This is a genomic window from Virgibacillus salinus, from assembly GCF_900102415.1.
In the GTDB taxonomy this organism is placed as follows: domain Bacteria; phylum Bacillota; class Bacilli; order Bacillales; family Amphibacillaceae; genus Lentibacillus; species Lentibacillus subterraneus.
Window position 1 is genome coordinate 235,317 of record NZ_FNKD01000002.1, and the last position, 22,655, is coordinate 257,971.

Sequence of the window (22,655 nt, forward strand, 5' to 3'; positions counted from 1 at the left end):
CTTGGCTTATTGCCATACTTTTAATGGTGAAAGCCTTAGTTCATTTAAGCAGTAAGAAAATAATTATACTTTCTTATATGCCAAAAAAGGAGCTTTGATTATGTTCGTGTGCCCAAATTGCAATGGTAAAGATATAGGGAAAATAGGTTCTCAGCAATATTATTGCTGGACTTGTTTTATCGAGCTGTCAGTGTTTGGAAATGAATTAACTATCCATCAGGTTGAAGCAGACGGATCTTTAAGTTCACTTGATGACCTGTTTTCTGAAGATGAACGGAAAATTCAATGGTAACCCTCAGTAGTAAATGAAAGCTATATTTCTGCTAGGGAGTGTAAGGTATGTTCAAAGGTATAAAACCGTTAGATTTGCTGTATTGGGCCATTACCGGAATTGTTGTTTTTCTGTTTATATTTCTATTTGTAAAACTTTCCCCTATTTTTGGAGATTTCTTTTCATTTCTTTGGTATTTGCTTTCTCCTTTTCTAATTGCTATTCTAATTGCTTATCTCGTCTATCCCGTCATCAAAAAGATGCATCATTTTAATATACCTAAAAGTATTGCTATCTTAATAATCTATCTCTTATTTTTTGGTGGCACCGCTTATTTAATTTATCGGGTTTACCCTGCTATCATTCATCAGCTAAGTGATTTAAATAAGCAATTACCGCACTTAATTGAAATGTACCGCAATTTTGTGTACAGCTTATACGAGTACACTGCCTTTTTGCCGGAAACAGTTCATGACAAGATGGATGAGCTGATTTACGATATAGAATCTTTTATTGAGAATCTTCTAACCAACCTTGTAAGAGGATTTACGAAAGTATTCGATTTGATCGTGTTCCTCACTGTAATACCTGTATTAGTTTTTTATTTTCTGAAGGATTTTGTCAAAATAAAAAACTATTTTAAAAAATGGGTTCCATCGAAGTATCAAACTCAAGTTGGTGATTTAGTTCAAGCAGTAGATAAAAGCTTAGGAAAGTATATTCGTGGGCAATTACTTGTTTGTCTATTTGTAGCATTTACAACATTTGCAGCTTTTTATATCCTGGACGTTAAATATGCATTGTTGTTAGCAATAATCATCGGGTTAACAAATATCATACCATATTTCGGACCGATTATCGGTGCGGTTCCTGCAGTAGCTATAACTGCTGCGGCTTCTGGCAAATTGGTACTAATGGTATTATTAACCATTTTTATCATACAGTTAATTGAAGGAAACTTATTATCTCCTTATATCGTTGGAAAAAGTATCAATATACATCCAATTGCCATCATTTTTGCCTTATTGTTAGGTGGACAATTAAGTGGTGTGCTCGGAATGATATTGGCAGTACCAGTATTAACAATAATGAATGTAGTCACAACACACTTAATTGCAATTAAACGATATAATTGACATTTCTGCTTTAGTTTTCTATAATATCGCTTAACTAGTAAATTATTATTTATAATAATTATATGAGAATACATTGAAGGTTCTAAGTACATGATACTCTAATTTAAGAGAGGGATTTCCTTTGGGCTGTAAGAAATCCTAATGTAGGGGCATGGAAAGCTAAACTGGAGTACGGTTAATCCCCGTCGGTCTCATACCGTTACTATGACAAAGTGATGGACGAACATTTCGTTCATAATTAGGGTGGTACCGCGAATATCTCGTCCCTGCATAAATGCAGAGAGGGGATTTTTTTAATTGTTGGAAGAAGTTAAAGTGATGTGGATAATTGGACTTCAGCATCAGCTACTCCCAACCCCGACGTACAGGTATGCGTTTTCATAAGAATTCCTTTAATGAATGCTAACTTTTCTTTTTCTAATTGTAAAAGTAGTGCTTAAAATAAAATCAAAAATGGAGGAAAAAGTATGAAACAGTTAACTTCAGCACAGGTACGACAAATGTTTTTAGATTTCTTTAACGAAAAAGGACACCGTATAGAACCAAGTGAATCATTAGTACCAAAAGAGGATCCAACTTTGTTATGGATTAATAGTGGTGTCGCTACATTAAAAAAGTATTTTGATGGACGGGTTATCCCAGATAATCCGAGAATGGTTAATGCACAAAAATCAATTCGGACAAATGATATTGAAAACGTAGGATTTACAGCAAGACATCATACCTTTTTTGAAATGCTTGGCAATTTCTCTATTGGTGATTATTTTAAGAAAGAAGCAATTGAATGGGGATGGGAGTTTTTAACCAGTAATAAGTGGATTGGTTTTGATCCTGATCTATTAGCTGTCACTGTCCATCCTGAAGATGATGAAGCATATGATATTTGGCTGCATGATGTTAAAATCCCGGAAGAACGTATTATTCGTCTTGAAGAGAACTTTTGGGACATAGGTGAGGGACCTAGTGGACCAAATACAGAGATTTTCTATGACCGTGGTGAGAAATATGGAAGTGATCAAAATGATCCCGAACTATATCCGGGTGGTGAAAATGATCGATATCTGGAGATATGGAATTTAGTATTTTCTCAATTTAATCATAACCCGGACGATACCTATTCACCATTACCTAAGAAAAATATAGATACCGGTATGGGGCTAGAACGAATGGTTTCCGTTATTCAAGATGTTCCGACTAATTTTGAAACAGACCTGTTCATGCCAATAATAAAGAAAACTGAGGAATTATCCGGGAGTGTATATGGAAAAAACACTGCACATGATACAGCATTTAAAGTCATTGCAGATCATATCAGAACAGTAACATTTGCAATAGGTGATAATGCACTTCCCTCAAACGAGGGCAGAGGATATGTGTTAAGAAGGCTATTGCGTCGTGCGATTCGTTTTGCTAAGCAAATTGGTATTGATAAGCCATTTATGTATCAGTTGGTCCCAACAGTTGGTCAAATTATGAAAGACTTTTACCCTGAAGTAGTTAAACAACAAGAGCATATTGAAAATATTGTTAAAGTCGAGGAACAACGCTTCCATGAAACGTTAAATGATGGCTTGGATATTCTAACATCCATTATGGAAAAAGAAAAAAATAAAGGAAGCGATGTTTTTCCTGGCAGTGAAGTGTTTAGACTGTATGATACGTATGGGTTTCCGAAAGAATTAACCGAAGAATATGTGGCGGAACAACGATTCACCATCGATGAGAAGGGTTTTAAAGAAGAGATGGAAAAACAGCGTGAGCGAGCTAGAAATGCACGTCAAAAAGTTGACTCTATGCAAGTACAGGATGGTATATTAAGTGAGATAGAAGCAGATAGTACGTTTATTGGGTATAATCAATTAGAAACAGATACTGCGATTACAGCAATCGTCAATGGAAGTGATATGGCTGAATCAGCCAAAGCTGGAGAGGAAGTAATGCTATTCTTACAGGAAACACCTTTCTATGCCGAGAGTGGTGGTCAGATTGCAGATAATGGCTGGATTTACACGGATACTGCCTCAGCATATGTTGAAGATGTACAAAAAGCTCCAAAAGGTCAGCATATTCATCGGGTGCGTGTGAAAGATGGTGAACTGCATACTGGAAACAGTGTAAAAGCAATAGTTGATAAAGGATTCCGAACAGCTATTATCAAGAATCATACCGCAACACATTTGTTGCATCAGGCTTTAAAAGATGTGCTTGGTGACCATGTCAATCAAGCTGGTTCTATGGTGACTCCAGATCGATTACGATTTGATTTTTCACATTTCGGATCTGTAAAAGAAGAAGAATTACAGCATATTGAACAAATCGTTAATGAGAAAATATGGGCTTCATTACCATTAGAAATTGATATTAAGAAAATAGACGAAGCTAAAGAAATGGGAGCAATGGCTTTATTTGGTGAAAAATATGGGGACATTGTTCGTGTTGTTCAAATAGGAGATTATAGTATTGAATTATGTGGTGGATGTCATGTTCAAAATACAGCTGAAATTGGCTTATTTAAACTGGTGTCTGAAACTGGTATAGGTGCTGGCACAAGGAGAATTGAAGCAATTTCGAGTAAACAGGCATATGAGTATGTAAATAAAAAGCTTAACGTGTTACAATCAACAGCACAGCTTCTAAAAACAAATGAAGAAAAGACTCCAGAAAGAGTGGAGGTATTGTTCCAGGAAATAAAGTCACTGCAGAAAACCAATGAATCGTTGAATGCAAAGCTATCAAATGCAGAAGCATCATCTGTACTGGAACAAGTAGAAACGGTTAAGGGTGTTAACGTACTAACACAACAAGTGAATGTTAAGGACATGAATCAGCTACGAAATATGGTTGATGATCTAAAACAAAAATTAGATTCAGGCGTAATACTACTGGCAGCAGAGAATAACCAAAAAGTACAGCTGGCATCCGGTGTATCAAAAGATTTAATTGAAAAAGGGTTACATGCTGGTAACTTAATAAAAGAAGCCGCTGAACTATGTGGCGGTGGAGGTGGCGGTCGCCCTGATATGGCTCAGGCCGGTGGTAAAGATTCAAGTAAAATTAACGAAGCATTAAAGCTTGCCAAGCAATATGTTAAAGAAAAAATTAACTAAAAAATAGCTTGTATTCTATCTAACAAAAAAAGATATAATAATAAGAGTAAACATGTTAGAATATGAATAAGGCAAAACATGGAATGAGGTGTCACTATGAGCTCTATTGATAAAACAATGAAATTTAATTTTTCGGAGGAACCTTTTGATCAGGACATAAAGGAAATTCTGTTTACTGTCCATGGTGCGCTTAAGGAAAAAGGTTATAATCCGATCAATCAAATTGTGGGTTATTTATTATCTGGTGACCCTGCATATATACCAAGGTATAATGATGCACGGAACTTAATTCGTAAAATTGAGCGTGACGAGGTAATTGAGGAATTAGTTAAATTTTATTTAGAAGAACAGCAAAAGGATAGATAAATGAAAATAATTGGATTAGATGTTGGCTCCAAAACAATCGGTATTGCGGTAAGTGACGCTTTTGGCTGGACCGCACAAGGTTTGACCACGATAAAGTGGGATGAACAGGAATTACATTCCGCCGATGAACAGCTAGAAAAAATTTTGAAAGAGCATGAAATTGAAAAAGCTGTAATAGGATTGCCCAAAAATATGAACAATACTATAGGTGAACGTGGAAAGGCATCTCAAAAATATGCAAAACATATTGAAGAGACACACAAGATCCCCACAATTCTATGGGATGAAAGACTTACTACTATTGCTGCTGAACGTGTCCTTCTGCAGGCGGATGTTAGTAGAAAGAAAAGAAAGAAAGTAATAGACAAGATGGCAGCTGTAATGATTTTACAAGGATATCTTGATCAACAGAATTAAAGGAGTGTAGTAATGGCCCTAGAGGAAAAAGAACGTATTATCATACCAGATGAAAATGGTGAAGAACATTTATTTGAAGTATTATTTACCTTCGATGTAGATCAAACTGAACAATCTTACATTGCAGTTGTACCAGTTGAACAAAAAGACGACGAAGAAGTTGAAGTTTATGCATTTCGTTATGAAGAAAAGGAAAAAGATGACAATGATCTTTCTCTCTTCCCGATTGAATCAGAACAGGAATGGGAAATTGTTGAGGAAATGCTGAATACACTAGCTAATGAAGAAGAGAACGAATAAGTATTAAAGGCAACAAATAATAGATTATTTAGCTGATGTCAAATAATGATATCAGCTTTTCTTTTATCATAGCTAAATTTTATTTTTTTTAGTATAATGTACCGGGTGAGGGGGATAAAAGAATGTTCAAGAAGAAAAAGTCAGGTGGTTATAAGGACAATTTAATAAAGCGCAACGACGATGCTAGAACGGTTAGAAAAATTGTTGCCATTATTATTATCTCATTAATCCTTATACTTGTCGTAGGTGGAATATCTGGATACACATATATCAAATCTGCCTTACAGCCTGTCAATCCTGATAGTGAAAAAGAAGTAAAGGTTGAAATTCCAATGGGTTCTTCAACGTCTAGCATCGCAAATGTTCTTGAAGAAAACGGGATTATTAAAGACAGCCGTGTTTTCAGGTTTTACATAAAATTTAAAAATGAGTCTAATTTTCAAGCAGGAGAATATACATTTACACCATCGATGAAAATAGATGAAATAATTACGGCTTTAAAAAATGGTAGAGTTTTGGAAGAACCGGTATATACAATTACTATCCCTGAAGGAAAGACCATTGATGAGATAGCTGGAATATACGCTGGAAAACTTCCTTTTAGTAAAGATGATTTCCTGGATGCAGTAAATGATCCAGAGTATATTGAAATACTTATAAATACTTACCCGGATATATTAACGAACAATATATTGAATCCTGATATTCGTACACCGTTAGAAGGGTATTTATTTGCAGCAACATACAATTTTTATGAAGAGGAACCTAGTGTACAATTCGTAGTTGAACAAATGCTCGACAAGACAGTGGAGGTTGTTACACCTTATCTGGATGAAATTTCTGCACGCGATTTTACTGTACATGAAGCTTTAACAATGGCATCGCTGGTTGAAAAAGAATCAAGCTCTGAAGATCAACGAGATAATATCGCAAGCGTATTTTATAATCGACTCGATGAAGGTATGGCGCTGCAAACAGATCCAACTGTTTTATACGCACTTGGTAAGCATAAAGAAAAAGTATTATCAAAAGACTTGGAAATACAATCACCATATAATACGTATCAAGTCAAATCTTTACCTGTAGGACCGATATCAAATTTCGCTAAAAATTCTTTGCACGCCGCTCTAAATCCAGCGGAATCTGAATATAAGTATTTCTTACATGATGGTGAAGGAAATGTGTATTTTTCAGAAACGCATGACCAGCATCTAGAATATAAAGCACAGTATATAGATTAATGTCAAAAGGGAGTGTGGATTAGAAATTCACATTTCCTATTTTTGGGCAGTAAAGAAATTACTTTCTTACTGCATAAGTATAGCTAAGGCATATCTATGTTAAGGCTTGCACTCCAAAATATAAAGGTTCCTATGAAAGCAAAATACGTTTTCATAAGACTTCCTTTAACGATTGCCAAGTTTTCTAATAAAAGAGGTTATTGTAATGGATGAAAAGTTAAGAAGTTATTTAACTCGATCTTTACCTCCTACAGACGATTGGGTAGAGGAACTTGAGCGAATTGCAGAAGATGAAAATGTACCAATTATGGATCCAATAGGCATAAACTTTGTAATGCAATTAATACGCTTAAAGAGGCCTAATAGAATATTAGAGGTAGGTTCTGCTATTGGATATTCAGCACTAAGAATGCTGGAAGCAAATCCGAATGCTACTATTGTGACAGTCGAACGGGATGAGCAAAGGTACAATCAAGCAGTTCAAAACGTTTGGAAATTAGGTGTTCAGGATAATATACAAATCATTTTCGGAGATGCTATAGAAATACTGAGTGAACTTAAAGAGGATAACAAATTTGATTTAGTGTTTATTGATGCAGCCAAAGGACAGTATAAACGTTTTTTTGAGCTCTCCAGTCCACTTTTATCCGAAAATGGATTTATCCTTTCAGATAATGTTTTATTCAAAGGCTTTATAGCTGATCCAGAGAAAGAACATCCCAGATTTCAGAAATTAGCTAGGAAAATTAGAGAGTACAACGAATGGCTAATTCAACACCCCGATTATGTAACAACAATTGTTCCAATTGGAGATGGAGTAGCTATAAGTAATAAAAAGTAGAAGAAGGGAGAACCTATTCTCATGCCTGAAAAACCAGTTGTTATAGGTGTTGCTGGAGGTAGCGGGAGCGGTAAAACGACCGTAACCCGTTCCATCTGTCAACGTTTCCAAGATAAAACAATTCTTGTAATAGAACAAGATTATTATTATAAAGATCAGAGTCATTTACCGTTTGAAGAGAGACTGAATACTAATTACGACCATCCATTAGCCTTTGATAATGATTTATTAAAAGAACATTTGCATGATCTTATGAATGGTAAAACAATCGAGAAGCCGGTATATGATTACAAGGTTCATACACGCTCTACAGAAGTGATTCCAGTTGAACCTAAAGAGGTTATAATTCTGGAGGGTATTCTAATTTTGGAAGATCCTCGTTTAGTTGATTTAATGGATATAAAGGTGTTTGTTGATACAGACTCGGATGTACGTATTATTCGCCGACTTTTAAGAGATATTAAGGAGCGCGGGAGAACTTTGGATTCTGTTATTGATCAATATACTAATAATGTTCGACCGATGCATCTGCAATTTGTGGAACCGACTAAAAGATATGCAGATATCATAATTCCAGAGGGTGGTCAAAATCATGTGGCTATTGATATTATGGCCACTAAAATTGAGAAAATATTATCTAAAAATCGACAAAATAATTAATGTAAAAGTATTGAAAATTTAAATTAAATCTGCCATAGTAGTGTTTAGTATAACTATTCACAGGATATTAAAGACATAAATGCAGTAATATCATATTGTTTTATGATTTTATTTGAACTGTTAGATAGAAGGAGTGTATTTTAAATGGCAATAGAGAAAAGTTTTTATATGACCCAAGAGGGGAAAGAGAAGTTAGAAAATGAACTGCATTACTTGAAAACGGAGAGAAGGCAAGAGGTAGTTGAACGAATAAAAGAAGCACGCGGATTTGGTGATTTATCTGAGAACTCCGAGTACGATGCAGCTAAAGATGAACAGGCATTTGTTGAATCACGTATTAGCCATGTCGAAACAATGATTCGCAATGCAGTGATAATAGAAAATGATAATGATAATCCAGACATAGTATCATTAGGGAAAACTGTGACGTTCAAAGAGTACCCTGATGGAGAAGAAGAATCCTATACCATTGTAGGCAGCGCTGAGGCCGATCCATTTGAGGGAAAGATTTCGAATGACTCCCCAATGGCCAAAAGTTTACTTGGCCATGAAATTGGTACTGAAGTATCAGTGGCCACACCTGGTGGAGATATCCAGGTACAAATCGTAAAAATTGATTAATTTCTAAGAAAAAGCGGATGAGTATTCATTCCGCTTTTTTTAATGGCTGTTAGTTTAAATACATTAGAGAGAAGAACTTCCGACAGGTTTCGACTTGCAGGATATACGAGTCCCATGTGGGCTATTATTCCTGTTTTCTAAATGTTTATCGCTATCGATATAGAATGCGATACAGATTAAGAGTAACCGATTACGTTGTTTTTGCTTCCGAGGAAGCTGACGTTGCCGGCGGAAATCGTAGTGTATTCCCGGAGCGATGTCATAGCAATTAAGTTTATCTTTCAACATTACGTCGCATTAGTTAATATGATTCCGTTGCTTGGAAAAAAGCAGAATTCGTTTAGAAAACAGACTTCCATAATAATATAGTCAAAAATATCTATTCTAAATATGACATATATCTTCTCTGGCAAAATATGATATTATAGTAGTGTATAGTATGGGAGGGTATAGGCAATGTCTGATTTCAACGATTATTCACGTGTGGATAAATTTGAAAAGCGAAGAAAGAATACTAAATCATTATCGGTTTTTCTAGTATTGGGTAGTATACTTATTATTGTATTACTTGGAGTAATTATTTTTGGAGGTGATGATGAGGCTGATCAATCTGCTGAAAATCAATCAAATGCAGCACCAGATGAGTCAGAACAACCTGAAGATGAAGATGAGTCAACTCCTAAAGAGGACGAGCAATCGGTTACAGAAGAAAATGAATCAGAGAATAGCAACAGTACGTCAGATAGTTCGAATGATACCGGTACAGAAGAAGAAAATAATAATGATGTAGAAACAGAGCAGGCTGAACCCTCTGATGACAACGTTACAGAGGCATATACTGGAAATTGGGAACCTGTTGGGACAGAACAGACTGGCCAGCATACAATAAATTATACTGAGAATTCCCAGGATAGAAAAGAAATGCGAAAAGCTGTTGCGTTAGCGACTGATTTAAATGAAGATAGTTTTACTATGTGGTGGATTGAACGTAATGGAAATCAGAAGGTTAAAACGACAACATCAAATCCGAGTGAATCAAAAATTTACCGAGTATATCTAACTTGGGTTGAAGGTCAAGGATGGAAACCAACTAAAGTAGAGAAACTAAAAGAAAATGACCAAAAATATCGATTTGAATAGGCATATTTCATAATGGAGGCACTGCTATGACGATTGGAATAATAGGAGCAATGGATGAAGAAATAGCTTTGTTAATGGATGAGATGACAAACAAAAAAGAAACTACTATTGCTAATTGCTTGTATGTGCATGGCGAATTACTTGGTCAGGATGTAGTCTTACTTAAATCAGGTATTGGAAAAGTAAATGCTGCAATGGCAACGACGATTATGCATGAAAGATATGCACCATCTAAGGTGATTAACACAGGCTCCGCTGGTGGTTTTTCAAATGATTTAGAGGTTGGCGACATTGTTATTTCAACACAGGTTGTCCATCATGATGTAGATGTTACAGCTTTTGATTATGCATATGGTCAGGTTCCTGATATGCCGGCAATGTATGCTGCGGATACAGAATTAATTGCAAAAACTACACAAGCAATAAAAGACTTGGATATTAATTTTAACGAAGGTGTTATTGCAACAGGCGATTCTTTTATGAATGATCCGGAAAGAGTAGCGTTTGTACACAAAAAGTTTCCTACGATGCTTGCAGCGGAAATGGAAGCAGCAGCAGTTGCACAAGTTTGCTATCAATACGATAAACCATTTGTCATAATCCGAGCATTATCTGACATAGCTGGAAAACAGTCGTCTAGCTCATTTGATGCTTTCCTTGAAGATGCAGCTAAGAATGCAGCTAACTTAATAATGAAAATGATTAAAACGATTTAATGCATCCAAGAATTACCTTCCTATAGTAATAGTTTCATATGTTATGATTCTTATATAGGAAGGGGAGATACTATGAAGTTGAATATAGAACAATTAGAATTAAAATTAAAGGACTATCGCCGTTTTACAGCAACATTGTTAATATTGGCTTCATATCTATATATGGGTGCAATTATTAATACGTATATTCGTCAATCCCCAGATGGGAGTTCACTAACACTACTGGCTTTTGCAACAACATTCGTTGCTGGATGGCTAATCTATCATTCTCATCGTCTGAAAATAAAAATACAGGAAAATGAGCGCGTATGATTTTTTGTCATCGCGCTTTTTTGTTCGCATTTCTTACTGCATATGTGCAACTAAAGGCTTATCTATATTAAAACTTGCACTCAAATGTATATAGTGTAATAAGAAAGCGAAGTACGCTTTCATAAGAATACTTTGACGAATGCCATATTTTATTTAAGCTCTTTTTTCTTTCCGATAGTATTCATGAAAAACTTTCATCAACGCTCTTTTCTCGATACGGGATACATAACTTCGGGAAATATTTAATTTGTCAGCAATTTCCCGCTGGGTCATCTCTTTTTGCTTTCCTAACCCATATCGGTAAATGATAACTTCTCTTTCCCTGCTGTCAAGGATAGATAGATAGTGTTTCAGTTTATCGATTTCCATGTTTAGCTGAATATATTCAATAATGTTTTCATTTTCAGCTTCTAAGATATCAATTAGACTTATTTCATTTCCTTCTTTATCTTGGCCGATTGGATCGTGAAGGGAGACGTCTTTCTTCACCTTCTTTAATGCACGTAAATGCATCAGTATCTCATTTTCTATACACCGAGCCGCGTATGTGGCTAATTTAGTTCCTTTGTCTGTAGAGTAACTCTCAATTCCTTTAATTAACCCAATCGTCCCAATAGAAATTAAGTCCTCCATATCCTCTCCAGTATTTTCAAACTTCTTGACGATGTGCGCAACCAGCCGTAAGTTGTGTTCAATTAATTTATTTCGAGCGGTCTCATCACCATTTTGCATTGCCTGAATATACCTTGCTTCATCTTCTGGTGGTAATGGTTGTGGGAACGCGTGGTTTTTTACGTAGGAGACAAAAAAGAGCGCTTCTTTGATCAGCAATGCAAGAACACTTAATATTCCAGACAAACACAAGCACCTCCTTCAATTACTGGCTGGGCTATTGCCTATATAACATCTTTATGAAGGAAGGGATGGTTTTGTGTCTGTCCGGATAAATTTTAGCCTGGATTATTAACTTTTTTATTCAGGGTGGGGTATACACTTTTTATATTTTCTATATGATACCTCTTTAATAATACTAGTATCGCTATATGGTTGTTTTGTGTTCTCAATAATTTGGTAATTTTCTTGCCCCTTACCAGCAAATATTAATATATCACCTGGTTCAGAAATTTCTATTGCATATGTAATTGCTTCCTTGCGATCTGCAATTAAGAAATAATTATCATGCTGCATGCCTTTCTCCATATTTCTAAGTATCTTCTCAGTATTTTCATATCTGGGATCATTAATAGTTAAAATAACATAATCTGCTTTTGATGCCTTTTCTGCCATAAGTGGCCTCTTAGCATCATCTCTATCACCTCCAGTACCAGCAAGGTAAATAAGTCTATTTGTTTTGAAAGGTAATACAGCTTGTATCGAACTTTCTATTGCATTTGGTGTATGGGCATAGTCAAGATACAAGGTTACTGGAGCATTTATATCTAATTTTTCTAATCTTCCACTGATTGGTGATATTGATTGCAAAATAGTTACGAGTCTTTCAACAGATGATCCATTTGCATACAAGGAAGCAATTGCGGCCATCGCGTTATATATATTAAAGGTACCTAACAAACGCATTTTTGCATGATATGTACCCTCGGGTGTATGCAAGGTGAATTCAGTAAAATCTTCGTGGAAAGTAATCTTGTTAGCGTAAAAGTCTGACTGCTCCTGCAGACCATATGAAATGACCTCATGGGCAGATAAGTTTTTATACGTTTCAAACCATGGATCATCGTAATTTAACACGATATATTTAGACTTGGTTAGATCATTTCCCAATTGGGCAAAAAGGATGCCTTTTGTGTACCCATATTGCTCCATTGTACCGTGAAAATCCAAATGATCATGTGAAAGGTTTGTGAACGTAACAATATCAAAATCAATTCCGTTTAGTCTTCCTTGTGCAATACCATGGGAGGACACTTCCATTATCATATGGCTAATGCCATTATTTAGTTCACTCTTTAACATTCGCTGATTTGTTATCGTGTCACAAGTCGTATTTTCAGTTGATTTTAATTCATCGTTTATTGTTATTCCGTTTGTTCCCGATAATCCAGCCTGAATTTTCTCTTCTCGCAGCATAGAATAAATTAGATTGGTTACAGTAGTTTTACCATTTGTTCCGGTCACACCGAATGTAGTCATCTTTGTAGAAGGGTAGTCGAAAAACCTATTTGCGAGTATTGCCATTGCTTTTTTTGAATCGCTGACAATGACTAACGCGGACTTTTCAAGGTCCATATCCAGGTATTTCTCTGAAACAATTATAGATGCTCCATTTTCCAATGCCTCTTTATAAAAGTCGTGCCCATCAAAGGTAAATCCTGTTGTACATATAAATATACATCCAGTTACTGCCTGGCGTGAATCTTGTTCAATAGCAATTACTTCATTAGGTATAGTTCCATATACTTGTTTTACTTTTAAAGCGGATAATAAAAATTGTGTATTCATTTTAGAACCTCTCATCTATAAAATCTCTTCTTACTATGTCCAAATTCATATTAAATATATTTTTATAATATGTTTTATACCCAATCATTCAAAGTTTTAATCTAATTCAAAATTCCCAAATTACTTTATTATGGTACAAAAAAAGTAACTTTTATATAAAAAGTTACTTTTTAATGTTGGGTATGCTTTTGAATAGCTTCTTCATATTCGTCTGTTCTATTTTTAGTAACGGGCTTTACTCCGTTCCGATGGGCTGCCCTTGATATCATATGACCTGAGACAGGGGCGGTTAACAGAGTAAATACAATAGCTAATAGTAATTTTCCGCTAACTATACTGTCTGATACGTATAAAAATAGAAATGCACCAATTAATATACCTGCAATACCAAGTGTTGAAGCTTTGGTAGCTGCATGTAGTCGTGTATAAACATCAGGAAAACGAACAATTCCAATGGAACTTGATAGAATGAAAAATGTTCCTGATAGTAAAAAGAAGGCGATTATTAAATTAAAAATGATATTAATCCAAATTTCTATCAATTATAACACCCTTTTCCAAGTATTTTGCAATTGCTATCGTCCCAATGAATAATAGGATTCCAATAAGTAAGATAACATCATTCAACATGGTTGTTGAAATAATAATTGCAACCAAAGCTGCCAGGCCCATTAGATTGATACCTATTGCATCGAGTGCCACAGCTCGATCGGCATTTGTTGGCCCATCAATGATTCTATATAATAGCAGCAGTAGTGATATGGAAATACCTATTACACATACTTTTGTAACAATCTCAAGTATGGTTCCAGTTATTGATAGTAATTCTGTCATCGTGTCACCTCAGAAATAGCTTTTTCAAATGTGTTTTTGATAGAGTAAATTTCATCTTCAATATCATCAATATGCATGGCATGGATATAAATATGGGTGTTGTCACTGGAAATAGCCACGGATAGCGTACCAGGTGTTAAAGAAATTAAGTTTGCAAGTAAAGTGATCTCCCAATTACTTTTTAATTCGGTAGGCATTGCAAAAATTCCTGGTTCAAACTCAAGCTTAGGTTTATAAACAAGTTTAACGATATCGAAGTTTGATGATATCAATTCTTTTATAAATAAAAACATTAAATAAATAATTTTATATACGCGTCTTAAATAAAAGGCATCCGGAATAAAACGATTTAACACAAGCAACAAAAGTATTCCCAGTATATATCCGGCAATAAAGCTTGCTCCGGAATAGCTTTCACTTAAAAACATCCACATAATCGCGATTATTAAGTTAATAACTACTTGAAAGGTCATAATACACTACTCCTTTAAAACAGAATCAATATATACTTCTGGATTTAACAAATATGCAGAAATAGATTCGATAGATGGATAAACAAATTCAGCTCCTATTCCTAGCATAACAGATAAAGATAATAGAAATACGATTGGAGCAATTAGTCCTTTTGTGGATTTATGTTCAAGCGATTCATCCTTTTCTCCCCAGAATCCTTTAATAAATATTTTCATAATGGAATAAAGAATTAGTAAGCTTGACAGTAAACCTATAATAACAATAGCGATCTCACCACTTGATAAGGCTCCTTTTAGTAATAGTAATTTACCAATAAATCCACTGAATGGGGGAATACCGGCTAAAACAAATGCAGCAACAAACAGTAGCCAGCCTAATAAAGGATAATAGTGAATTAGTCCACTGAATTTCCGCAAATCAGATGTGCCAGCAACATAGGTTATCGTTCCTACGATTAAGAATAGTGTTGTCTTGATAAGCATGTCATGAATTAAGTAATAAACAGATCCACTCATGGAATCTTCGTTAAAAATACCAATCCCCATAAGAATAAAACCAATTGCAGGTATAATGTTGTACGCAACAATTAATTTGATATTATTGGTTGATAGAGCTCCGATTATTCCAAAAATCATGGACAATCCAGCAATCCATATAAACATTTCATGCGTTAAGTCAATCTTATATACAAAAATTAACGAAAATACACGAATTATAGAGTAGATGCCGACTTTAGTAAGTAATGCCCCAAATAGAGCTGAAATAACAGGGTTCGGTACAAAATATGACTTAGGCATCCAGTAATATAGAGGAAATAATGCAGCCTTTGTTGCGAACACAAAGAATAAAAGTATTCCAATAGTTGTTAAGATGCCTTGCTGTTCAACATCTTGTACACGTTGGGCAATCTGTGCCATGTTAACAGTTCCTACAACAGAATATAAAAATGCAATAGCAGTTACAAACAGGATGGATGAAAATAAGTTTATTAATACATATTTAATCGATTCTTGAAGCTGTACTTTTTCGCCACCCAAAACGATCAGTGCATAGGAAGCCATTAATAATACTTCAAAGAAAACGAATAAGTTGAATAAATCACCTGTAAGAAAGGCACCTGAAACCCCAGATATTAAGAAGAAAAAGAACGAATAGAAATAATATTGTTCTTTTCGATTAGTTAATGAATATGGAGCGTAAAAAGCACAAGCTACTGCAAGAATGTTTGTTGTAAAAACTAGCAGTATTGCCAGTGAGTCAGCAACCAGAACAATTCCAAATGGAGCGTCCCATCCACCTGTTTCCATTATGATGGATCCACTAGTAAAGACTGTCCAGGTTATATAGCTAACTGTAACTAGATTTATAATAGAAAAAACTTTTGTTAAAAATCTGATCAAAACTAATTTTTTTGGAAAAAAAGCTAGGATTATTCCAGCAATTAACGGAATAATGATTGGTAAAACTGCTAAATTACTCATGTTCGTTACCCCTTAACTGTTCCATATTATCTGTATTATTTTCGTTTACTGTACGATAGGCAAGCACTAGCAGTAAGCTGGTTATACCAAAACTAATAACAATAGAAGTTAGTATCAGCGCCTGTGGTAATGGGTCTGTATATTCGTTAACACCTTCTATTAGAATTGGTGGGGCACCTGTTTTTAATTTCCCCATTGTTAATATAAATAAGTGTGCACCATGTGAAAGTAGTACTGTGCCAATTATAATCCGCAACAATTGCTTTTGTAATAGATTATAAATTCCCGTGGCAAATAGTGTACCTGCTAGGATTGAGATAATAATTTCCATTATTTCTCCTCCTTATTGTTTCTTAGGTTAATCATGCTATAGATGGCGAGTGCTGCAATACCTAGAACGGCAATTTCAAATAATGTATCCAATCCGCGCATATCTACTAAAATAACGTTAACCACATTATCACCGCCACCCAGTGAATGGGAGGTTTCAATAAAGTAATCTGAAATTTTATTGAAACTGTTGGTGCTATGGGAAGCTATTGCAATCAATGTTAACAATGTACCAAAGCCAACCGAAATAAATATATTTATTGTTTTGGTACTTAAAGTTTCATCATTTTTTTCAAGTTTAGGCAAGTGATAGAAACAAAGCAGAAATAATGCGACAGAAACTGTTTCTATTACCAATTGTGTTAATGCCAAATCTGGGGCACGGTAGATGACGAACAGGATTGCTACACCATAGCCAACAACTCCCACAGTTAAAATAGCGGCTACATTATGCTTGGTAAAGATTGTGCCAATTGCAGCTGCAATCATAAGCAGAACAACTGCTATTTCAACAATTGTTACCTCAGCCAACTCATTAAATTGAATCGTGAAACCATTGGTCACAAACATGAATGTGAATGTAACTACTAATGTTGTAGCAAGAATTGCAGCGAAGTAGAACCTGATGGATCCCGTCATATAAGAACGTGTGATTCGATTTGAATACACATCCAACATGCTGATTAACCAATCGTATGCTTTATTAAAACTCAATTTTCCTGGGAGTAACTTATAAACTCCATTCCATTTTTTTCGTGTTGAAACAAGAATTGTACCAATCCCTACTACAACAAGTGACATTTGGAATGCAGTCGAATCAATGCCGTGCCAGAATTTAAGTTCTTTAACAACCTCACTTCCATACACTGATTCTGCAGCATGGGCAATAAATGTTCCATTGACTAAATTAGGGAACAGTCCAATTAAGATAACACCTAAGACAAGCACGATTGGAGATATCAGCATACCAAACGGTGCTTCATGTGGTTTTTTAGGTAACTGGTTTAGTTGTGTTTTTCCTCTAAAGACACCGAAGAAGAAATACAGCGAGTAGACAAATGTGAAAATGCTACCTAATACTGCCAGGTAAGGGATCACCTGTATCAGAAAACTTGCTGTACCGCTTACTCCCTCTGTTAAATGAATAGCGGAATCAAAAAATAGTTCTTTACTGTAAAACCCATTAAGAAATGGTAATGGAACACCTGCCATCGAAAACGTGCCAAATAACGCTAGCGTAGCTGTCATTGGCATGAAGGTTAATAGTCCACCGAGTTTTCGTATGTCCCGTGTGCCTGTTTCATGGTCTACAATACCTGCGACCATAAATAAACTTCCTTTGAAAGTAGCATGGTTTAAGATGTGGAATAATGCAGCAAAGATAGCAATTTTTGTTCCAAACCCAAGCATAGCCATAATCATCCCCAACTGACTGATTGTTGAGAACGCGAGGATAGCTTTTAAATCTGTTTGGCGGACGGCCATATAAGACCCCCAGCATAACGTAACAATTCCAGCTATACTTACGATAATAAAAAACCACTCATAACCAGAAAAAATAGGAGAAAAACGTGCAACCAGGAAGAGTCCTGCCTTAACCATTGTTGCAGAATGGAGGTAGGCACTTACAGGTGTAGGTGCTTCCATTGCATCTGGCAGCCAGATATGGAAAGGGAATTGTGCTGATTTAGTAAATGCCCCTAGAAGTATAAATCCTAAAATAAGTGGTAAGTATTTGCTGTCTAAAATAATATCAGCTTGTGCAATCATCGCTTGAATACTGGTAGTCCCAGTGATGACAGATAATAATATAAATCCGCCAAACATACTTAAACCACCGAAAATAGTAATTAACATTGACTTCATTGCACCGTATCTAGACCGTTCGTTGAAATGCCAATATCCAATTAGTAAAAACGATGAAATTGATGTTAATTCCCAAAATGTATAAAGAACAAAGATGTTATCGGATAAAACTACACCAAGCATTGCGGCCATGAACATGATTAAGTAAACGTAAAAATGACCTAAACGCTCTGAATTATCAAGGTAATAAATAGAATAAAGAACAACAAGTGCACCGATTCCACTTATCAGTAATACAAACAGGAGGCTGAGACCATCTAAATAAAAATTGAAATTAATATCAAGAGATGGGATCCATTTATATGTTTGATGAATTGGTGAAAATTCGTTCCCAATGAAACGAATAAAGTATAGAAATATTGTAAAGGGAATAATGAATACAAAAATACCAGTATGTATCTTGTCTTTAAACTTACTTATAAATGGAATAAAACAAGCAAGCAAAAGCGGGATTAATACTATGTAAATCATTTGATTGTAGTCCTCCTTATTGAATACGGGTAGGTAAGTATGAACGAAACGGGGAATCCATTTAGTTAATTTACGTGACTAGCTTTATTTTTATTATTATACCAAGATAGCTTATCATAATTTGATACTGGATAAAATAAAAAACCCCTATCATTTAATTGATAGGGATGAGTATAGTCACGATTATTCTATTGGTAAACTGATTCAACTTGAACATTTGATTTTGTGTGTTAATGATCTTTTCCTGATTTCTTTTTCAATAAGATATACAAAGTCGGGGCTCAAATTTAATTCATTTGCTTTATGGTATGATTCTAATAACAGTTCGTCTGACAAATGTTCCATAAAATCAGCCCTCCCCTAACTTTTTAAGCAATTAAGAAAATAAAAATCCTTTACTGCATAAGTGCATCTAAGGCTTAGCGAGAAGCCATGTTTTTCTAATATCTAGTATCTCCTTTTGTTATATAATAATTTACCACGAATTGATAGGTAGAACAAGGTTATAGTTATCTACAATCACTTGTAGATAACTTGTGTATAAAAGGTAAAAATCCGTCGAAAATGTTGATTTTTCACTGTGGATTTTGTTGACAGAGTTATCCACAACTCGAAATTTGAAAGAAATTGTCGAACGGTTTTTGGCATAAATGAGATGATTATTAATAAAAATAACACTTCTGGATTGGATTATTTCTTTATTAATGTAGAAAGTTATTATAGGATTAAGTTATAATATTTACTTGCACCTGTATCTATAGAAATAATATCCTGGGCACGAAATATTACTTAGAAAACAATGCATTTTCAGCATAAATGAAGAGGTGTAACTATTGTTAAAAAAATTTTTGCCAAATGAACATGTGAAGACCATTTTTGATATACATCCAGCTTTGCTGAAAAAAAAAGGAATTAATGGAATTATTACTGATTTGGATAATACACTTGTGGCTTGGGATGTAAAGGATGCTACTCCAGAAGTCATCCAGTGGTTTGAACAGATGAAAGAACAAGATATTAAAGTAACAATTATTTCGAATAATAAACAGGAACGCGTTAAAATATTTTCGGAACCACTTGATACACCATTTGTGTTTAGTGCAAGGAAGCCATTAAGCCAAGCTTTTAAGAGTGCGGCTAAAGAAATGAGGCTGAAAAAGGATGAAATAGTAGTAATCGGTGATCAGCTTTTAACGGACGTGCTGGGTGGTAATTTCGCAGGATTTCACACGATACTAGTTGTACCTATTGTTCAAACTGATGGAAAAATCACCCGTATTAATCGAAAAATTGAACGGAGAATACTTAGTTACATGAATAAAAAAGGTAAGATAAGCTGGGAGGAATGAGAATGGAGAAAATATACTGTCAAGGTTGTGGAGCCCTAATACAATCAACTAATCCTGATGAAGTCGGATACACACCAAAATCGACACTTGATAAGGATACTGTTCTATGTAAACGTTGTTTTCGCTTGAAGCATTATAACGAAATACAGGATGTTGCCATGACAGATGATGACTTCTTGACAATGGTAAGCCAGATTCGGGATACTGATGGACTTGTTGTTCACTTAATAGATATATTCGATGTTAATGGAAGTATGATAAAAAGTCTTCCCCGAATTATCGGCAATAAATCAGTTCTATTGGTTGGCAATAAGATTGATTTGTTACCCAAATCCACTAATAAGCGTAAATTAACACAATGGCTCCAAACAGCTGCTAATGAAGCTGGAATAAAAGTGGAAGGTATATACCTTATTTCATCAGTAAAAGGATATGGCTTAGCAGAATTGACTGAGGCTATTGAAAAGTATCGAAACAAAAATGATGTTTATATTGTTGGTACAACAAATGTTGGGAAATCCACTTTCATAAATCGGCTGATACAGCAATCAAATGGCGTAAATGATGTGATAACTACTTCCTATTTTCCTGGCACAACTTTAGGATTTATAGAGATACCTTTGGATAGAGATACGTCAATAATTGATACACCTGGTATCGTAAATAAACAGCAAATAGCACATTATATATCAGATAATGATCTCAAGCTAATAACACCAAACAAAGAAATCAAGCCCAGGGTATACCAATTGAATGATCAACAAACGCTCTATTTTGGAGGTTTAGCACGTTTGGACTTCGTTAAAGGTGAGAGGCAGTCGTTTGTATGTTATTTTTCTAATGACTTATCGATCCATCGGACAAAGTTAGAAAAGGCTGATCAGCTATTAAGTGAACATAAAGGTGGCCTTTTATCTCCGCCAGATGATAAATCTATTGAAACTTTACCTAGGTTGACCGAAAGTACGTATCGAATTACAGATAAACAAACAGACATTGTTTTCCCCGGACTGGGTTGGGTCACTATTCCAACTGGAAATGTAACAGTTGCTGCGCACAGTCCTAAGGATGTTAATGTTTCAATCCGAAGGTCATTTTTATAGGAGGACTAGTATGCAATTGAAGCTGGGGCTTATTGGTTTCCCCATAAAACACTCTCTGTCTCCTTGGATTCATAATCAATTTTTGGATAAATCTGGAATAAAAGGCACATATTCAATTATGGAAATCAGTCCAGATGATTCGTTTGAGCAAGAATTGGAGCGAATAAAAGAAAATGGAATTGATGGGTTTAATGTTACCGTTCCATATAAAAAGCAAATAATAAATTATCTGGATGATTTGGATAAAAATGCTGAAATAATTGGGGCGGTGAACACAGTAGTTTGCAAAAATGGTAAATGGGTAGGCTATAATACCGATGGAATTGGGTATGTTATCGCCCTAAGAAATAAATTTCCGGAAATTTTTCGCGATAAGACAAATAGAATTCTAATTATCGGTGCCGGTGGTGCTGCTTATGGAATTTATTACGGGTTGAAATCAGAAGGGTTTACGCAGATTGATATAGCAAACCGTACACATTCAAGTGCGAAAGCAATTGCAATTCTTGGAGATAATAATGTTGAGACATCAATATTGACACTGGATGAAGCACATGAATCGATTAATAGCTATAATTTAATTATTCAAACGACATCAGTTGGGATGAAACCAAATACTGAAGATACAATAATACCAATCAAATCACTTAATCAAAAGAGTGTTGTCAGTGATATTATTTACCAGCCGTTAAACACTAAGTTTTTGATGGATGCAAAGAAGACAGGGGCGTCTATTCATTATGGTCATACGATGTTATTGTATCAAGCACAGTATGCATTTGAACTTTGGACAAACAAGAAAATGCCTATTGATAATATGGATCAGCAGCTTAAAACTATTTTGGAAGGAAGATAAAGTATGCTAACAGGAAAACAAAAACGATTTTTGCGTTCAAAAGCAAACCAATTAAAGCCTATATTTCAAGTAGGTAAAACAGGTGTTAATGAGAATATGATTGAGCAGATTAGTGAAGCACTTGAAAAGAGAGAATTAATTAAGGTTAGTATCTTACAGAACTGTATGGAAGACAAAAACACAGTTGCTGAAAAGTTATCGGCTGGGGCGGAAGCGGAAGTAGCTCAGATTATAGGCAATAATATTGTACTTTACAAAGAGTCCCAGGAAAATAAACATATTCAGTTACCTTAAAGGAGTATG

26 protein-coding genes and 1 other annotated feature are annotated in these 22,655 nt (G+C 35.0%); of the genes, 17 read left to right on the forward strand and 9 right to left on the reverse strand.

Annotated features, from left to right (window positions below):
- The first annotated feature begins 100 nt into the window (after positions 1 to 100).
- The 13 genes from BLS02_RS07920 (at position 101) to BLS02_RS07980 (ending at position 11,128) form a co-directional block, all read left to right on the forward strand.
- On the forward strand, positions 101 to 292 hold the full coding sequence (locus BLS02_RS07920) for a hypothetical protein (RefSeq protein ID WP_092492472.1): 192 nt from the start codon (positions 101 to 103) through the stop codon (positions 290 to 292).
- 47 nt (positions 293 to 339) lie between these two features.
- Positions 340 to 1,407, forward strand: a complete 1,068-nt coding sequence (locus tag BLS02_RS07925; protein WP_092492473.1) for an AI-2E family transporter — start codon at positions 340 to 342, stop codon at positions 1,405 to 1,407.
- Between the two features lie 64 nt (positions 1,408 to 1,471).
- Positions 1,472 to 1,678, forward strand: a binding site (T-box leader).
- A gap of 196 nt (positions 1,679 to 1,874) precedes the next feature.
- Positions 1,875 to 4,514 carry an alanine--tRNA ligase gene (alaS, locus tag BLS02_RS07930; RefSeq protein ID WP_092492474.1) on the forward strand — a complete coding sequence of 880 codons (2,640 nt, stop codon included), beginning with the start codon at positions 1,875 to 1,877 and terminating at the stop codon, positions 4,512 to 4,514.
- Positions 4,515 to 4,610: 96 nt separating this feature from the next.
- Positions 4,611 to 4,880 carry an IreB family regulatory phosphoprotein gene (locus BLS02_RS07935; protein ID WP_092492475.1) on the forward strand — a complete coding sequence of 90 codons (270 nt, stop codon included), beginning with the start codon at positions 4,611 to 4,613 and terminating at the stop codon, positions 4,878 to 4,880.
- On the forward strand, positions 4,881 to 5,297 hold the full coding sequence (ruvX, locus tag BLS02_RS07940; protein WP_092492476.1) for a Holliday junction resolvase RuvX: 417 nt from the start codon (positions 4,881 to 4,883) through the stop codon (positions 5,295 to 5,297).
- Between the two features lie 12 nt (positions 5,298 to 5,309).
- Positions 5,310 to 5,597: a DUF1292 domain-containing protein gene (locus tag BLS02_RS07945; RefSeq protein ID WP_092492477.1), complete on the forward strand. Its 288-nt coding sequence runs from the start codon at positions 5,310 to 5,312 to the stop codon at positions 5,595 to 5,597.
- Between the two features lie 122 nt (positions 5,598 to 5,719).
- On the forward strand, positions 5,720 to 6,838 hold the full coding sequence (gene mltG, locus BLS02_RS07950; RefSeq protein WP_092492478.1) for an endolytic transglycosylase MltG: 1,119 nt from the start codon (positions 5,720 to 5,722) through the stop codon (positions 6,836 to 6,838).
- Positions 6,839 to 7,043: 205 nt separating this feature from the next.
- The gene (locus BLS02_RS07955) at positions 7,044 to 7,679 is read left to right on the forward strand and encodes an O-methyltransferase (RefSeq protein WP_092492479.1); all 636 of its coding nucleotides are present in this window, start codon (positions 7,044 to 7,046) and stop codon (positions 7,677 to 7,679) included.
- Between the two features lie 21 nt (positions 7,680 to 7,700).
- A complete protein-coding gene (gene udk / locus BLS02_RS07960; RefSeq protein WP_092492480.1) occupies positions 7,701 to 8,339 on the forward strand; it encodes a uridine kinase in 639 nt (212 codons plus the stop codon).
- Positions 8,340 to 8,483: 144 nt separating this feature from the next.
- Positions 8,484 to 8,960, forward strand: a complete 477-nt coding sequence (gene greA, locus BLS02_RS07965) for a transcription elongation factor GreA (protein WP_092492481.1) — start codon at positions 8,484 to 8,486, stop codon at positions 8,958 to 8,960.
- 456 nt (positions 8,961 to 9,416) lie between these two features.
- A complete protein-coding gene (locus BLS02_RS07970; protein WP_092492482.1) occupies positions 9,417 to 10,100 on the forward strand; it encodes a YrrS family protein in 684 nt (227 codons plus the stop codon).
- A gap of 26 nt (positions 10,101 to 10,126) precedes the next feature.
- Positions 10,127 to 10,816 carry a 5'-methylthioadenosine/S-adenosylhomocysteine nucleosidase gene (mtnN, locus tag BLS02_RS07975; protein ID WP_092492483.1) on the forward strand — a complete coding sequence of 230 codons (690 nt, stop codon included), beginning with the start codon at positions 10,127 to 10,129 and terminating at the stop codon, positions 10,814 to 10,816.
- A 72-nt stretch (positions 10,817 to 10,888) separates the two neighbouring features.
- On the forward strand, positions 10,889 to 11,128 hold the full coding sequence (locus BLS02_RS07980) for a YrhC family protein (RefSeq protein WP_092492484.1): 240 nt from the start codon (positions 10,889 to 10,891) through the stop codon (positions 11,126 to 11,128).
- Between the two features lie 153 nt (positions 11,129 to 11,281).
- Here BLS02_RS07980 and sigK read toward each other — a convergent pair whose 3' ends face one another.
- The 9 genes from sigK to BLS02_RS08025 all read right to left on the reverse strand — a co-directional run bounded on the left by sigK (position 11,282) and on the right by BLS02_RS08025 (position 19,389).
- Positions 11,282 to 11,986 (reverse strand): RNA polymerase sporulation sigma factor SigK, encoded by a 705-nt coding sequence (sigK, locus tag BLS02_RS07985; RefSeq protein ID WP_092492485.1) that lies wholly within the window; start codon positions 11,984 to 11,986, stop codon positions 11,282 to 11,284.
- 114 nt (positions 11,987 to 12,100) lie between these two features.
- Positions 12,101 to 13,588: a UDP-N-acetylmuramoyl-L-alanyl-D-glutamate--2,6-diaminopimelate ligase gene (locus BLS02_RS07990; protein WP_092492486.1), complete on the reverse strand. Its 1,488-nt coding sequence runs from the start codon at positions 13,586 to 13,588 to the stop codon at positions 12,101 to 12,103.
- Positions 13,589 to 13,758: 170 nt separating this feature from the next.
- Entirely contained in the window at positions 13,759 to 14,130 is a 372-nt protein-coding gene (gene mnhG / locus BLS02_RS07995) for a monovalent cation/H(+) antiporter subunit G (protein ID WP_092492487.1), read from the reverse strand.
- Entirely contained in the window at positions 14,111 to 14,422 is a 312-nt protein-coding gene (locus BLS02_RS08000; protein ID WP_092492488.1) for a Na(+)/H(+) antiporter subunit F1, read from the reverse strand. The genes mnhG and BLS02_RS08000 overlap by 20 nt, the downstream gene beginning before the upstream one ends.
- The gene (locus BLS02_RS08005; protein WP_092492489.1) at positions 14,419 to 14,895 is read right to left on the reverse strand and encodes a Na+/H+ antiporter subunit E; all 477 of its coding nucleotides are present in this window, start codon (positions 14,893 to 14,895) and stop codon (positions 14,419 to 14,421) included. The genes BLS02_RS08000 and BLS02_RS08005 overlap by 4 nt, the downstream gene beginning before the upstream one ends.
- A 6-nt stretch (positions 14,896 to 14,901) precedes the next feature.
- The gene (locus BLS02_RS08010; protein WP_092492490.1) at positions 14,902 to 16,377 is read right to left on the reverse strand and encodes a Na+/H+ antiporter subunit D; all 1,476 of its coding nucleotides are present in this window, start codon (positions 16,375 to 16,377) and stop codon (positions 14,902 to 14,904) included.
- The gene (locus tag BLS02_RS08015; protein ID WP_092492491.1) at positions 16,370 to 16,708 is read right to left on the reverse strand and encodes a Na(+)/H(+) antiporter subunit C; all 339 of its coding nucleotides are present in this window, start codon (positions 16,706 to 16,708) and stop codon (positions 16,370 to 16,372) included. Before BLS02_RS08015 ends, BLS02_RS08010 begins: the two co-directional genes overlap by 8 nt.
- The gene (locus tag BLS02_RS08020) at positions 16,708 to 19,044 is read right to left on the reverse strand and encodes a Na+/H+ antiporter subunit A (RefSeq protein WP_092492492.1); all 2,337 of its coding nucleotides are present in this window, start codon (positions 19,042 to 19,044) and stop codon (positions 16,708 to 16,710) included. The genes BLS02_RS08015 and BLS02_RS08020 overlap by 1 nt, the downstream gene beginning before the upstream one ends.
- A gap of 204 nt (positions 19,045 to 19,248) precedes the next feature.
- Positions 19,249 to 19,389 carry a sporulation histidine kinase inhibitor Sda gene (locus tag BLS02_RS08025; RefSeq protein WP_092492493.1) on the reverse strand — a complete coding sequence of 47 codons (141 nt, stop codon included), beginning with the start codon at positions 19,387 to 19,389 and terminating at the stop codon, positions 19,249 to 19,251.
- A gap of 488 nt (positions 19,390 to 19,877) precedes the next feature.
- Here BLS02_RS08025 and BLS02_RS08030 point away from each other — a divergent pair, with 488 nt between their 5' ends.
- The 4 genes from BLS02_RS08030 to yhbY are packed head-to-tail and all read left to right on the forward strand — an operon-like array spanning position 19,878 to position 22,646.
- Positions 19,878 to 20,393, forward strand: a complete 516-nt coding sequence (locus tag BLS02_RS08030; RefSeq protein ID WP_092492494.1) for a YqeG family HAD IIIA-type phosphatase — start codon at positions 19,878 to 19,880, stop codon at positions 20,391 to 20,393.
- A gap of 2 nt (positions 20,394 to 20,395) precedes the next feature.
- Positions 20,396 to 21,496 (forward strand): ribosome biogenesis GTPase YqeH, encoded by a 1,101-nt coding sequence (gene yqeH, locus BLS02_RS08035; RefSeq protein WP_092492495.1) that lies wholly within the window; start codon positions 20,396 to 20,398, stop codon positions 21,494 to 21,496.
- Positions 21,497 to 21,506: 10 nt separating this feature from the next.
- Positions 21,507 to 22,352 carry a shikimate dehydrogenase gene (gene aroE, locus BLS02_RS08040; protein ID WP_092492496.1) on the forward strand — a complete coding sequence of 282 codons (846 nt, stop codon included), beginning with the start codon at positions 21,507 to 21,509 and terminating at the stop codon, positions 22,350 to 22,352.
- 3 nt (positions 22,353 to 22,355) lie between these two features.
- On the forward strand, positions 22,356 to 22,646 hold the full coding sequence (yhbY, locus tag BLS02_RS08045; RefSeq protein ID WP_092492497.1) for a ribosome assembly RNA-binding protein YhbY: 291 nt from the start codon (positions 22,356 to 22,358) through the stop codon (positions 22,644 to 22,646).
- Positions 22,647 to 22,655: the final 9 nt, after the last annotated feature.

Excerpts from the sequence above, each read along its gene's own strand:
- BLS02_RS07920 (WP_092492472.1), top strand. The coding sequence starts at position 101 with ATGTTCGTGTGCCCAAATTGCAATGGTAAAGATATAGGGAAAATAGGT.
- BLS02_RS07925 (WP_092492473.1), top strand. The coding sequence starts at position 340 with ATGTTCAAAGGTATAAAACCGTTAGATTTGCTGTATTGGGCCATTACC.
- alaS (WP_092492474.1), top strand. The coding sequence starts at position 1,875 with ATGAAACAGTTAACTTCAGCACAGGTACGACAAATGTTTTTAGATTTC.
- BLS02_RS07935 (WP_092492475.1), top strand. The coding sequence starts at position 4,611 with ATGAGCTCTATTGATAAAACAATGAAATTTAATTTTTCGGAGGAACCT.
- ruvX (WP_092492476.1), top strand. The coding sequence starts at position 4,881 with ATGAAAATAATTGGATTAGATGTTGGCTCCAAAACAATCGGTATTGCG.
- BLS02_RS07945 (WP_092492477.1), top strand. The coding sequence starts at position 5,310 with ATGGCCCTAGAGGAAAAAGAACGTATTATCATACCAGATGAAAATGGT.
- mltG (WP_092492478.1), top strand. The coding sequence starts at position 5,720 with ATGTTCAAGAAGAAAAAGTCAGGTGGTTATAAGGACAATTTAATAAAG.
- BLS02_RS07955 (WP_092492479.1), top strand. The coding sequence starts at position 7,044 with ATGGATGAAAAGTTAAGAAGTTATTTAACTCGATCTTTACCTCCTACA.
- udk (WP_092492480.1), top strand. The coding sequence starts at position 7,701 with ATGCCTGAAAAACCAGTTGTTATAGGTGTTGCTGGAGGTAGCGGGAGC.
- greA (WP_092492481.1), top strand. The coding sequence starts at position 8,484 with ATGGCAATAGAGAAAAGTTTTTATATGACCCAAGAGGGGAAAGAGAAG.
- BLS02_RS07970 (WP_092492482.1), top strand. The coding sequence starts at position 9,417 with ATGTCTGATTTCAACGATTATTCACGTGTGGATAAATTTGAAAAGCGA.
- mtnN (WP_092492483.1), top strand. The coding sequence starts at position 10,127 with ATGACGATTGGAATAATAGGAGCAATGGATGAAGAAATAGCTTTGTTA.
- BLS02_RS07980 (WP_092492484.1), top strand. The coding sequence starts at position 10,889 with ATGAAGTTGAATATAGAACAATTAGAATTAAAATTAAAGGACTATCGC.
- BLS02_RS07990 (WP_092492486.1), bottom strand. The coding sequence starts at position 13,588 with ATGAATACACAATTTTTATTATCCGCTTTAAAAGTAAAACAAGTATAT.
- BLS02_RS08000 (WP_092492488.1), bottom strand. The coding sequence starts at position 14,422 with ATGACAGAATTACTATCAATAACTGGAACCATACTTGAGATTGTTACA.
- BLS02_RS08005 (WP_092492489.1), bottom strand. The coding sequence starts at position 14,895 with ATGACCTTTCAAGTAGTTATTAACTTAATAATCGCGATTATGTGGATG.
- BLS02_RS08010 (WP_092492490.1), bottom strand. The coding sequence starts at position 16,377 with ATGAGTAATTTAGCAGTTTTACCAATCATTATTCCGTTAATTGCTGGA.
- BLS02_RS08015 (WP_092492491.1), bottom strand. The coding sequence starts at position 16,708 with ATGGAAATTATTATCTCAATCCTAGCAGGTACACTATTTGCCACGGGA.
- BLS02_RS08020 (WP_092492492.1), bottom strand. The coding sequence starts at position 19,044 with ATGATTTACATAGTATTAATCCCGCTTTTGCTTGCTTGTTTTATTCCA.
- BLS02_RS08025 (WP_092492493.1), bottom strand. The coding sequence starts at position 19,389 with ATGGAACATTTGTCAGACGAACTGTTATTAGAATCATACCATAAAGCA.
- yqeH (WP_092492495.1), top strand. The coding sequence starts at position 20,396 with ATGGAGAAAATATACTGTCAAGGTTGTGGAGCCCTAATACAATCAACT.
- aroE (WP_092492496.1), top strand. The coding sequence starts at position 21,507 with ATGCAATTGAAGCTGGGGCTTATTGGTTTCCCCATAAAACACTCTCTG.
- yhbY (WP_092492497.1), top strand. The coding sequence starts at position 22,356 with ATGCTAACAGGAAAACAAAAACGATTTTTGCGTTCAAAAGCAAACCAA.